The organism is Ruegeria sp. BHSA118, from assembly GCF_059613405.1.
Genome location: NZ_JBXWSM010000008.1, coordinates 86584 through 98836, shown reverse-complemented (window position 1 = coordinate 98836; position 12253 = coordinate 86584). Strand labels below are relative to the sequence as shown.

The 12253-nt window shown below is 58.1% G+C and carries 10 protein-coding genes; 2 read left to right on the top strand and 8 right to left on the bottom strand.

What is annotated here, in order from left to right:
- The 5 genes from AC2FNN_RS04620 to xylF all read right to left on the bottom strand — a co-directional run.
- The coding region (locus AC2FNN_RS04620; protein WP_496756920.1) for an MATE family efflux transporter at positions 1–710 on the bottom strand (710 nt) is incomplete at its 3' end.
- A gap of 150 nt (positions 711–860) precedes the next feature.
- On the bottom strand, positions 861–2168 hold the full coding sequence (gene xylA / locus AC2FNN_RS04615) for a xylose isomerase (protein ID WP_496756919.1): 1308 nt from the start codon (positions 2166–2168) through the stop codon (positions 861–863).
- 10 nt (positions 2169–2178) lie between these two features.
- Positions 2179–2976, bottom strand: coding sequence for an ATP-binding cassette domain-containing protein (locus AC2FNN_RS04610; RefSeq protein WP_496756918.1), 798 nt, complete (start codon positions 2974–2976; stop codon positions 2179–2181).
- A complete protein-coding gene (locus AC2FNN_RS04605) occupies positions 2976–4274 on the bottom strand; it encodes a sugar ABC transporter permease (protein WP_496756917.1) in 1299 nt (432 codons plus the stop codon). The genes AC2FNN_RS04610 and AC2FNN_RS04605 overlap by 1 nt, the downstream gene beginning before the upstream one ends.
- Positions 4275–4350: 76 nt before the next feature.
- Positions 4351–5370, bottom strand: a complete 1020-nt coding sequence (gene xylF / locus AC2FNN_RS04600; protein ID WP_496756916.1) for a D-xylose ABC transporter substrate-binding protein — start codon at positions 5368–5370, stop codon at positions 4351–4353.
- Positions 5371–5523: 153 nt separating this feature from the next.
- Here xylF and AC2FNN_RS04595 point away from each other — a divergent pair, with 153 nt between their 5' ends.
- Together AC2FNN_RS04595 and AC2FNN_RS04590 are read left to right on the top strand one after the other, a co-directional pair.
- Positions 5524–6741 (top strand): ROK family transcriptional regulator, encoded by a 1218-nt coding sequence (locus tag AC2FNN_RS04595; RefSeq protein WP_496756915.1) that lies wholly within the window; start codon positions 5524–5526, stop codon positions 6739–6741.
- Position 6742: 1 nt separating this feature from the next.
- A complete protein-coding gene (locus AC2FNN_RS04590; RefSeq protein ID WP_496756913.1) occupies positions 6743–8242 on the top strand; it encodes a CRTAC1 family protein in 1500 nt (499 codons plus the stop codon).
- Here AC2FNN_RS04590 and AC2FNN_RS04585 read toward each other — a convergent pair whose 3' ends face one another.
- From AC2FNN_RS04585 to xylB, 3 genes are read right to left on the bottom strand one after another with little or no spacing between them, the layout of a single operon-like run.
- A complete protein-coding gene (locus AC2FNN_RS04585) occupies positions 8243–9541 on the bottom strand; it encodes a cytochrome-c peroxidase (protein WP_496756911.1) in 1299 nt (432 codons plus the stop codon).
- Positions 9538–10485, bottom strand: a complete 948-nt coding sequence (locus AC2FNN_RS04580) for an aldose epimerase family protein (RefSeq protein ID WP_496756909.1) — start codon at positions 10483–10485, stop codon at positions 9538–9540. Before AC2FNN_RS04580 ends, AC2FNN_RS04585 begins: the two co-directional genes overlap by 4 nt.
- Entirely contained in the window at positions 10485–11942 is a 1458-nt protein-coding gene (gene xylB, locus AC2FNN_RS04575) for a xylulokinase (RefSeq protein ID WP_496756908.1), read from the bottom strand. The genes AC2FNN_RS04580 and xylB overlap by 1 nt, the downstream gene beginning before the upstream one ends.
- Positions 11943–12253 lie beyond the last annotated feature (311 nt).

Here is a 12253-nt window from a genome sequence, read left to right as displayed (position 1 = left end):
AAATCCTTTGCAACCTGCTTCAGTGAAGGGCGCGCAAACCCCCGATGCACCCGTAGCGCAGGCCACAACGCTGCCCCCAACATGCACAGCCGCGCCAGGACCGAGGCGATTGCGGCCCCATCCAGCCCCAGCCCGACCGCAAAGATCAGTATCGGGTCCAGAACCGCATTCACCACCCCGCCGTAGATCGTGGCCATCATTGACCTCCGCGCATCGCCATGGGCGCGCAACACGGCCATCGCCGTCATCGCAATGGACATCACGAACATGGTCGGAAGGATGATCGACACATAACGCGTCGCCAGCCTCAGAACCTCTCCTTCCGCGCCAAGCAAGGACAGCAGGTAGCTGAGATTCAACAAGACCAGTCCCGAGGTCGTCAGCCCTGCAATCAGCCCGATAACGGCCACGCTGGACGCGTAATGCCGTGCCTGTTCAGCCCGCCCGGCCCCGAGTTCGCGCGCAACCAGCGCCCCGGCGGAAATCGACAATCCGATATTGATCGCGTTGGTAAAGAACAGCAGCGTCCCGGCATAACCTACCGCTGCCGCCAGCGCGTCGTTGCCCAGCATCGAGATAAAGACCATATCGACAAAATCGACAGCAAAGATCGCCATCAATCCGATGCTGGTGGTCAGCGACATGCGTGTCACATGCAGCATCAGACTGCCGCTCAGAAACACCGCTTTGCCTGCCGATTGATCCGCCAAAACCCCGTTCGCCCCATCTGTTCGACCCCGGTGGGCCTTTGATGCCGTTGCGCCCAACAAGGGAAAGCCCCGGCCAACGCTGAAGCAAACTCACGCGTTTCCGGGGCATTGTACACAAGTTATTTTACGGACCGGCTGAACCCACAGGGATCAGACAAAACGGTTCACGTAGTTCTCGAGGATTTCCTGGCGTCCCGAGCGCGGATCTGGATTGAGACCCTCGGCCAGCACCCGCGCTGCAATCTCGTCAAGACCAGAGGTCAGCATTGCCTGCGCCTCGGGCGTATTCCAGCCTGCGTACCGATCAGCCAGCGCTTGTTCCAATCCGCCATCTTCGATCATCGCAGCGGCCGCTTTCAGGCCCCGGGCGCAAATATCCATCCCGCCCACATGCGCAGCGATCAGGTCTTCGGCGTCGATGGATTGCCTGCGAAGCTTAGCGTCGAAATTGGTACCACCCGAGGTAAACCCGCCTGATTTCAGAATGTGGTAATAGGCCAGCGCGACTTCGGGAGTGTTGTTGGGGAACTGATCCGTATCCCAACCCGATTGATAATCGTTCCGGTTCATGTCGATGGAGCCCAGCATCCCCTCAGCCGCAGCCACCGCAATTTCGTGTTCGAAGCTGTGCCCCGCCAGGATTGCGTGCCCCTGTTCCAGGTTCAGCTTGACCTCATCCTCAAGGCCGTACTTGCGCAGGAAACCGATACAGGTTGCCGCATCGAAATCATATTGATGCTTGGACGGCTCCTGCGGTTTGGGTTCGACAAGGATCGCACCTTTGAAGCCGATCTTGTGCTTGTACTCGACCACCATGTTCAGGAACCGACCCATATGATCCAGCTCGGTTTTCATGTCGGTATTCAGCAGCGTCTCGTAGCCCTCGCGTCCACCCCACAGCACATAGTTTTCGCCCCCCAGTTTGTGGGTCGCGTCCAAACAGGATTTCACTGTGGCGGCGGCAAATGCAAAGACATCAGGGTCGGGGTTGGTGCTGGCACCGCCCATCCAGCGACGATGGCTGAACATATTGGCCGTACCCCACAGCAGCTTGGCGCCGGATGCCTGCATCTTTTCACCGACATAATCGGTGATCTCGTTCAACGTGCGCAGATTGTCGGCGAAGTTCCCCTGCTCAGGGCGGATATCGGCATCATGCCAGCAGAAATAGGGCTGTCCCAGAATCTGGAACATCTCGAACGCGATATCGGCCTTCATCTTGGCACGGCCCATGTCATCCTGTGGGTGCCAGGGGCGCTCGAAAGTGGGGCCACCAAACGGATCTCCCCCCTCCCACGCGAACGAGTGCCACCACGCCACGGCAAAACGCAGGTGTTCCTCCATGCGCTTACCCATCACGATCTCGTCCGGGTTGTAGTGATGGAATGCGAGCGGGTTTTTACCGTTCTCGCCCTCGAACTGGACCTGCTCGATCCCCTGAAAGAAACCGCTCGTCATCTCATTTACCTCATTCCGTCTTTTCGCCGGGCTTTTTGCCCAGAATGATCATCGACAACAGATCGTCATCGGTGACGTCCGCGATATCGACCGTTCCAACCAGTTGCCCGTTTTTCATGACCGAAGCCCGGTCGCACAGCTCCATCACTGCATGCACATCATGGTCGATCAGGAATATCCCTATCCCCTGCGCCTTGAGCTGTTGAATCAGGTCCGCCACCATCTGTGTTTCGTGCGGGCCAAGTGCGGCTGTGGGCTCGTCCATGATCAGGATACGCGCATTGAAGTATACCGCCCGCGCGATGGCCACCGACTGCCGCTGACCGCCGGATAGCGCCGAGACCGGGTCATTGAACTTCTGAAAGTTCGGGTTCAGTTGCGCCATGATCTTGCGGCATTCGGCCTCCATCGCGGCATCGTTGACCAGACCAAAGGGCGTGACCATTTCGCGGCCCAGAAACAGGTTTGAACTTGCATCCAGATTGTCCGCCAGCGCCAGCGTTTGATAGATCGTCTCGATATTGTTGGCACGCGCATCGCGGGGGTTGTTGATCTCAACCTTCTTGCCATCAATCAGGATCTTGCCGTGGTCCATCTGATAGGCCCCGGATAGCACCTTGATCAGGGTGGATTTTCCGGCCCCGTTGTGGCCCAGAAGGCCCACAACCTCGCCCGGGTACAAGTCGACCGAGACACGGTCCACCGCCTTGATGCCCCCGAAAGAAATCGAGATATCGCGCATTTCGACAAGCGGAGGCTGGCCGGACCCACGGCCCGAAGTTTGGTTCTGTGTTTCTTGAGCTTGCATCATTTCGCCCCCAGACGTTTGCGATAGACGATGTCGATATAGACGGCCAAAACCAGAACGGTGCCCACGACGATGTTCTGAAAGGGTGCGTCCACGCCAACCATGGCCATGCCCGATTGCAGCGCCTGCATGATCAGCGCGCCTAGAATCGCGCCGTAGATCGTACCAATACCGCCGGACAAGGCGGTGCCGCCGATCACGGCAGCGGCAATCACGCGCAGTTCATCCAGCGTTCCGATATCATTCGAGTGGTTGGCCAGACGAGCTGAGGCCACGACTGCCGACAGCGCGCACAGGAACCCCATCAGGGCAAAGATCTTGACGGTCATCAAACGGGTGTTGATACCCGACAATTCGGCCGCGTCCGGGTTGCCGCCGGTGGCAAAGATGTAACGGCCAAAGCGGGTTTTGCGGGCCACAACAGTCAAGGTTACTGCCACAATGATCAGGATCAGGACCGAGATCGGAATGCCGTAGCCAACAATCAGCCCCTCGGGCATGGTCTCGCCGCGCGCTTCGAACATGCGTTCAAGACGGCGGGTCGGGATGGCATAGCTGTTGACGATCAACACGTACCCCATGATGGCAAGGCCGATGATCCCGGCCAGCGTTGTTTCAGCCCAGACCGGCTTAACAGGGAATCCATGAGCCGCTTTGGACCGGCGACCGCTCCACAACGCCCAGATCGCAACAGCGGTGGCGGCAAGGCCGAACAGGAGGCTGACGGTTGTTCCCAAGGTTCCGTTTGTCCCCCCGAACATCAGAAACGTGCTGTCCAGCGGGCCGATCGTCTGGCCGTCGGTCATGTACCAGGCGACGTTGCGCCAGACCAGAAAACCGCCAAGCGTCACGATAAAGGCCGGGATGGTCAGATACCCCACCATCCAACCGTGGAAGGCACCGATCAATGTGCCCACGGCAAGGCCCACCACCAACGTGATCGCCCACGTCGCAGGGTGATTCAATCCCATGCCCAGAACATTCGGCAACAGCTCGGTCTGTGTCATTGCCATCACGGCAGAGGTTGTCGCAAGAAGCGCGCCGACCGAAAGGTCGATGTGGCGCATGACGATGATGAACACCATGCCGCAGGCCATGATCGCAACCGAGACGGTCTGGATCGACAGGTTGAACAGGTTTCTGGGCGTCAGAAAGCGGCCATCCGTCACGATGTTGAAGCCAATGCACAGGATGATGAAGGCGCCGATCATGCCCAATAGCCGCATGTCCAGTTCCAGTTGCTGGAACAGGTTGGCCTTTGCTTTTTGGGGTACCGGCTGAGACGAAGTTTCGGTCATATCCGATCTTTCATGTTCAGCTATGATCTCTGGCCCGGCCTTGCGGGCCAGAGACGTTATGGTTTGGAGACTTGACTTAGTTGCAGGGTGCAGGGCCGTTTTCGACGCCCTGGCACAGGTCTTCCAACGGAATCCAGCCAGCATCGACCACGACGGACAGGTTGTCTTTGGTGATCGGCACAGGCGCCAGGAAGACCGAATTCATCTCGGTGCCGCCGGGCGAAGTCCAGCTGATCGCACCTTCGACATCCGCAGGGCTTGTTCCGTTGCTCAACGCAACCGCGATTTCACCGGCAGCTTTGCCCAACTCACGTGCGTCTTTCCAGACCGAGACGGTCTGCGTGCCCTTGGCAACACGGTTCAGCGCCGCGTGGTCACCATCCTGGCCCGAGACTGGAATGCCATCCATGCCTTGTGCGGTCAGTGCAGCAACAACGCCACCAGCAGTACCGTCATTCGAGGCCACGACGGCATCAACGTTGTTTTCGTTCGCAGTCAGGATCTGTTCCATGTTGCGCTGCGCGTTCGCAGGCAGCCAGCCGTCAGTATAAGCCTCGCCCACAATCACAATGTCGCCACTGTCAACGGCGGCCTGAATGATCTCTTGCTGACCACCACGCAGGAAATCCGCGTTCGGGTCGGTGGGCGAGCCCTTGATCATCACATAGTTGCCTTTCGGCATCGCTTCAAACACCGCGCGGGCCTGCATCCGGCCAACTTCAACGTTATCGAATGTCAGATAGAAGGCACGATCATCTTCGATCAGACGGTCATACGCGATGACCGGAATGCCTTCGTCTGCCGCCGCCTGCACTGCCGGGCCGATGGCCTGGGAATCCTGCGCCAGAATGATCAGCGCATCAACGCCTTGGGCGATCAGACTTTCAATATCCGACAATTGCTTGGCAGAAGAAGATTGGGCATCCGACGAGATGTATTCCGCACCGCCCGCTTCCAGTGCAGCCTTGATCGCCGCTTCGTCGGTCTTCCAACGCTCTTCCTGGAAATTTGACCAGCTTACACCGACCGTGGGCTCTGCGAACGCAACTGTCCCCATCAGGACCGCCACTACAGAGGCGCTGAGAATTCGTTTCATGATTTCCTCCCGGTTTCATTGAGCCATCGTTTCATGATTCGTGGCCCCGATAATTCTGAGTAGCATATTTATTTCAGTCGGTAAAATATTTATGCTATCGGTAACTGAAAAAACCACCTAGGTTGAAACAGGGATCAGATTCGCGAGGGCAAGATGCTGAAAAGCAAAGCTTCTTCAAATGCCACGGACCAAAGGAACATCACTCGCCTGCGCGTTCTGGAAAATATCCGGGCCAAGGGAGCCATTTCGCGAATCGACATCGCAAGCGCGTTGGAAACCAGCCCCGCGACCATCACGACCGCCACTGCCGATCTGCTGTCTGCCGGTCTGATTGAGGAAATAGAAAGCGAAACACCTTCGAAATCAGCGCGCCGCGGCAGACCGCGGGTACAGCTGAAACTGAATGGCGCATCACATCTGATCGCGGGCGTGAAAGTCGCCCGCCAGCAGGTTTCAGTCATTCTCGTGGATTTCGAAGGAACCGAAATCACTTCGTACACGCATCCGCTGGACCAAGCCCGAATGGCACCGGATGCGTTTGCCAAGAAGATCCGCTCCGTGCTTGATCAGGCCTGCGCCTCGGCAAACCGATCCCTTGCCGATTTGTCCGGTGTCTGCATCGGCATCGCCGGCCTTATTGATGCAAATCAGAACTTCGTGCATTGGTCATCTTCGCTGACGGAACGAAATGTGGATTTGAGCCCGCTGTTGTCCAAGGTGCTCCCCTGCCCTGCCTTCATCGAAAACGACGCCAACCTGGTCGCAAAGGCGGAACAGCTTTTTGGATTGGGAAAGGGGCTGAAGAATTTTTTGGTTGTTACGATCGAGCACGGCATCGGTCTGGGCATCGTTCTTGACGGCAAGCTTTATCGTGGTGAACGCGGATGCGGCGCAGAATTCGGGCACCTCAAAGTACAGTTGGACGGTGCTTTGTGTCAGTGCGGGCAACGCGGATGCCTGGAGGCCTATGTGGGTGAATATGCCCTGATCCGCGAAGCCACGATCGCCAGTGAAGCAACGGATCCCCGCACTCTTGTCGATATCCTCGCAGCAGCAAAAGCCGGCGACGCCCGATCCATTTCCGTTCTGGCCCGCGCGGGCCAAATGTTCGGAATGGGAGTTTCGAACCTGATCAATCTGTTCGACCCCGAGTGTATTATCCTGTCTGGCGCCAGAGGCCGCTTTGATTACCTGCATTCAGACGAGGTGATGGCACGTGTCCAAAACGGCGTCGTCAGCGTCGACGCGCCGTTGCCCGAAATCAAGGTCAACCACTGGGGTGATTCAATGTGGGCAAAAGGGGCAGCGGCTTATGGTATTGAACAAGTCTCTATCCTGAAGGTCAGGGAACTGGCGTCTCATGCGAGTTAAGATGGCAATCTTGCTTACGGCAGGTTCCGCTGCCGCTGCGGACACCGTTCCACCGCGTTTTCAAAAGGTGGAAACCCCCGGCCATGTTTACGATGGCGGCTGGGAACATTTTGTCGGCGGGGGTGTCGCGGTCTTTGACTGCAATGATGACGACCGCCCTGAAATGTTCGTGGCAGGCGGATCAAACCCAGCGCAATTGTTCATCAACACATCCGACACAGAGGTCCATTTTCTTCAGGATACGCCCGACCATCTATCCTTGACCGGTGTGACCGGCGCATACCCAGTGGACATTGATGGCGATGGGATCCTGGACCTTGCGGTCTTACGCGTAGGCAAAGACCTGTTGCTGCGCGGCAAACCGAACTGCGCGTTCGAGCCGTTCACGGCACTAAGTTTTCAATCTCAGGACCATTGGACCACCGGCTTTTCCGCGACTTGGGAAAGCGGGCAAACCCTGCCAACACTGGCCTTTGGGACCTATGTCGACCGAAGCAACCCGGATGGACCTTTTGAGGCTTGCGGGCCAACTCTGCTGTACCGGCCGGAAGAGAGCGAATATGGCGACCCTGTCCATTTGCAACCCGGTCATTGTTCCTTGTCGATCCTGTTTTCCGACTGGGCGCGCACGGGCCGCGCGGATCTGCGTGTCAGCAATGACCGCCACTACTATGTGCGTGGCGGGCAAGAGCAATTGTGGGCCATGGAAGACACCCCGCACCTGTACAGCCAGGCCGATGGATGGCTGCCCTATTCGATCTGGGGCATGGGGATCGCATCGCGGGATCTGACCGGTGACGGGTTTTCCGATGTTTATCTGACGTCCATGGGGGACCAGAAATTCCAGGTTTTTGACCCTGCATCAGATGGACCGACATGGCGGGATGCGACCTACGACCGTGGAACAACGGCACACAGGCCACATGCAGGAGGAGACGGCCGCCCCTCGACCGGCTGGCATGCACAGTTCGGGGATGTCAACAATGACGGGCTGGACGACATTTTCGTTGCCAAAGGCAATGTCGAGCAGATGCCCGACGCGGCGCAGAACGACCCCAACAACCTGTTGATGCAGACCGCCGACGGTCAGTTTGTCGAAACAGCATCACAAGCTGGTGTCGCGTCCATGGCAAAGTCCCGCGGCGGGGCCCTGGCGGATTTCAACGGGGATGGATGGTTGGATTTGGTGGTGGTCAATCGCGGCTCGGACCTTGAGGTTTTCCAGAATGAACCGACGACCGGCAACTGGCTCATGATTGATCTCGGCCAGAGCCATCCCAACAAACAGGCAGTCGGCAGTTTTATCGAGGTCAGGACGACCGGGGGCATTCAAACCCGTGAAGTGACCATTGGCGGGGGGCACGCCAGCGGAAGTGCCGGGTTCCACCACTTTGGTCTGGGAGACCTCGAAACCGCAGAAGTACGCGTGATCTGGCCTGACGGTGAACATGGAGATTGGCAGAAGGTAGATGCCAATCAGGTGATCCGCCTCGGCCGTTGATCACTGATCGACGGGCAATCCGCTGGGAACCGATTGGGGAACACCCAACCGCACTGCCGGATCTTCCAGCGTGCCCAGAAAACTCAGGATGGCATCGACCTCGTCATCACTCAGGTTGATGGGCGCCAGATCGTTCGAAGCTGCTATCGCCTCGACATGCCGGGGATCAAGCAAAGCCTTTTGATCCTCTGCCCCGAAAAACTCTGGCAGATCAGCCATTTCGATGGCGTAGTTGCGCAACGCGGAAACCGGATCCAGATGATGACGCACGACATCCTCAAGCCGTGCGTAGGCACCGCTGTGGCCATATGGCGCCGTCAGGGTCACGTTGCGCAGCGAAGGCGTGCGGAATGCGAACGCATCATCCTTGTCGCCCGTGACGCGCAGTCGCCCGTCATCCCGCACATGATTTTCGAAACGGGCTGATTTTCCGGGGCCGATCTGAGGCATGGCGATGGAATGGGACCCGTGATCGGTCTGGAACCAGCCGGAATGGCAGGCACTGCATCCAGCCTTTCCGTAAAACAGCGCCATCCCCAGCTGCGCTTGTTCGGGCAGCCTGTCTTCGCCTCGCATCGCACGATCAAACAGGCTGTTGTCAGCCCGCCACTCAAACGCGATGAAATCGGCAATGACATTGGCGATTGCGGTAAAGGTGATGTCTTCTCCGGGCGCAATGTCATCAAATCGCCTTTGATACTCTGGTATCGCCGCCACGCGCGCGGCGATCAGATCCCAGGCGCCACCCTCTTGGGTCAGCAAGCCGAGACGTACAGCCTTGCTCACCTCGTTTTCGGAATAGTGCCCCGCCATTTCGTCAGGTGACAGCACCGGAAACATCGCCTGCGCCGCCAAAGCCGATTTGAACCCCGGCCTCATATGCGTCCCCAACGGGGTTCTGATGCCATTGGGCTGTGACGGATCCGCCTCGAGGCGACCGTCATGGAAAAACGTCGTGAATTCCAGCGCCCCGAGGTTCCACATCGCGGGCGAGTTCCGGGGAATGCGCTGTTCGGGTCTGTTGTCTTGTGTGACCTTGCGCTGACCACCCAGCCCGACTCCACCTTCGCCGATACCCAGTGAAAGCCCGTCGGACGTTCCCAGTTTCGGATGATGACAGGTTGCGCAGCTGATGTTCTTGTTGCCCGACAGGATCGGATCATAGAACAGCAGTTGCCCCAACTCTGCGTTTGCAAAGTCAGGTTCGATGAATTCAGGTTTCGGACCAAGGTCTTGCGCCTGAGCAATTGAAAGCGACATCCAGATGCCTACGGCATGTGCTGCAATCTGAAGTCTCATGATCGTTCCTCGGATATCTCAAGTGTCAGTGTCTGTTGATACGGGTTGTCCGGCGTATGGATGACGGACGGGAACGCAGGGACATTCACGGCGTTCGGATATCCTGACGGCTCAATGCACAGCCCCGCACACGGGCTAAATCGGCCTGACAGATGTGCCCCGGCATAGACCTGTGCGCCGGGTTGATCTGAATACAGGTTCATCCTCAATCCCGAAGGTGCCCTGACCTCTGCGACCGCATGATCATGGATTCCACCGTCATCAAACGCAAAATAATGGTCCAGCTCGCGCCCCTCTGGCCCGACGGTACGTGACAACGCGAAATCTGGCCCACTTTCGCCGGCAGCGGAGATATCTCCGGAAGGAACGGAACGCGCGTCCAGCTCCAGCACCCGGTTCGATCTTAGCCTGAGCCGGCAGTCCAGGATATCCTCAGGACAGCCCAGAGTGTAATAATTGTGCTGCGCGATGCTGATCGGCGTTGGGCGATCCGGGCGTGCCCTGATCGTATAGATCAGACGCGGACAGGTCAGTTCGACATGCACCTCGAACTTGACTTCACCGGGAAAACCGCCTTCACCGTCAGGTGAAGTAAATGACAGAACCGCCTGATTTGGAGAGGTTTTCACGATATCCCAGTATTTGCGCGACAGCCCGCTCGGACCACCATGCAGCGTGGTCGGCCCTTCGTTTGCCGTCAGGTGATGATCGCGCCCCAGCAATGCAAACCGTGCCCCGCCGATGCGGTTGGCCACTCGCCCGACCATCGCGCCAAGGTAGAACGGGTCCGACAGGTAATCCTGCGGGTTTTCGTAGCCCAATATCAAAGCTGTTTCGCCAAACCACCAGCCTTGCGTGATTGCACCATAGTTCAACAGGGAAACGGACATGTTGCCGTCTTCCAGAAGGACCTGCTCGACAGGCATGGATTTGGGATTTTCCATCAGCGCGCGGCCAGAGGGGACAGAGCAGCATAGTATTCACGATACCGCTGATATTCCGCCTCATATGCGCCGGTCAGTTCGACACGCGGTTCAACACGCTCAGCGACTTTCGGGGCCAGCATGACATCCTTTGGGTCGGTGCCGTCCACCGCACATGCAGCAAGACGCGCCGCGCCTATGGCTGCGCCGAACCCACTTCCATCGGGCACAGCAAGCGGCGTGTTCAGAACCGTGGCCAGCGTTTCCAGCCAAAACCGCGACCGCGCCCCGCCACCGACGACCAGCAGACTTTCGGGATTGGTGCCCGTGCTTTTGAGCGCCTCCAGACAATCGCGCATGGCAAAGGAAACCCCCTCTGTCACGGATTGCGTCAGGTCAGCGGGCTCCGATGCGATATCCAGCCCCAGGAATGCCCCGCGTATATCGCTGTCGTTGTGAGGCGTCCGTTCACCGGACAGGTACGGAAGGAATGTGATCTTTGACGGCCCCTTCACCGAATCCGGCAGGGTCGACGCCAGCGCACCGACCGGTTGACCGAGATGGCGCGACAGCCAGTTGAGACTGTTGGTGGCCGACAGGATCACACCCATTTGAATCCAGCGATCCGGAACCGCATGACAAAAGCAATGAACCGCTGTTTCCGGCGCGGGCGCATAGCTTTCCTTTGCGACAAGCAACACACCCGACGTGCCCAAGGAAAGAAATCCGCTGCCCTCGCCAATACTTCCGATACCGCAGGCCGCCGCCGCGTTGTCACCGGCCCCGCCGGCAACCACGACCGGCCCGGTCAGACCCCATTGCCTAAGGATATCCGACCGCAGCTCTCCGCCTGCCGAACTGCCTTCAACCAGCTCTGGCATTTGGTCCCGGCGCATGTGGCTTAGATCCAGCGCGGTGTCTGACCATTCACGTTTTCCAACGTCCAGCCACGCCGTACCGGCGCTGTCGGACATGTCGCTGACATAGGAACCGGTGAGCCAGAAACGCAGATAATCCTTCGGAAGCACCACTTTGGATGTCTTTTCAAACACGTCACGCTCGTGTCTGCGCACCCATTCCAGCTTGGGTGCGGTGAAGCCCGGAAAAACGATGTTCCCGGTGATCGCGCGCATCGACGGCAGACCATCCAGCTCCGCAGCTTCCTGCGCTGATCTCGTGTCGTTCCAAAGGATACAGGGCCGCAGCACATTGCCATCCCGATCCAGCAACGTGGCACCGTGCATGTGGCCGCTCAGACCGACGCCGCGCACCGCAGAAAATGCAGCACCGTTCAACGCGCGCAATTGGGCAACGACGTTCTGGCAGGCTTCCACCCAATCGGACGGATCTTGTTCCGACCAGCCGGGATGCAAAATCGATGTCTCGACACCTGCCTCGGCTTCGGCGACGACTTTGCCCTCTTCGCTGACCACAATTCCCCGAAGACCTGACGTCCCCAAATCCAGACCGAGATACACGCGATTTCCCCCTTCGTATGCCGCACGGATCGCGGGCGCTAAAAAGCGCACCCCAAGCCGATGTCAGACCTTACCAGCACAGTTTGCGCTAACACAACAATTCCAAACAAGAGATGGCCGGTATTTTTGCGCACCGCCTCACACACCGCGCGAGATCATCGGCAAACCCGATCATGGTTTAACTGAACTCAGCTGGACCGGAAAATTTTTCGAATTGCCTGACGCGGATTTCACGTAAACAGTTCAATCAGCTCTCAGCCCGCTGATTTCGTTTTGACTGACCCTCTGGAAACGAAAACAGCCTCAGGAAG

What these genes read in the sequence shown, in the direction of transcription:
- AC2FNN_RS04595 (WP_496756915.1), top strand. Translation starts at nt 5,524, where the DNA reads ATGCTGAAAAGCAAAGCTTCTTCAAATGCCACGGACCAAAGGAACATC.
- AC2FNN_RS04585 (WP_496756911.1), bottom strand. Translation starts at nt 9,541, where the DNA reads ATGAGACTTCAGATTGCAGCACATGCCGTAGGCATCTGGATGTCGCTT.
- AC2FNN_RS04610 (WP_496756918.1), bottom strand. Translation starts at nt 2,976, where the DNA reads ATGCAAGCTCAAGAAACACAGAACCAAACTTCGGGCCGTGGGTCCGGC.
- AC2FNN_RS04605 (WP_496756917.1), bottom strand. Translation starts at nt 4,274, where the DNA reads ATGACCGAAACTTCGTCTCAGCCGGTACCCCAAAAAGCAAAGGCCAAC.
- AC2FNN_RS04590 (WP_496756913.1), top strand. Translation starts at nt 6,743, where the DNA reads ATGGCAATCTTGCTTACGGCAGGTTCCGCTGCCGCTGCGGACACCGTT.
- xylF (WP_496756916.1), bottom strand. Translation starts at nt 5,370, where the DNA reads ATGAAACGAATTCTCAGCGCCTCTGTAGTGGCGGTCCTGATGGGGACA.
- AC2FNN_RS04580 (WP_496756909.1), bottom strand. Translation starts at nt 10,485, where the DNA reads ATGGAAAATCCCAAATCCATGCCTGTCGAGCAGGTCCTTCTGGAAGAC.
- xylA (WP_496756919.1), bottom strand. Translation starts at nt 2,168, where the DNA reads ATGACGAGCGGTTTCTTTCAGGGGATCGAGCAGGTCCAGTTCGAGGGC.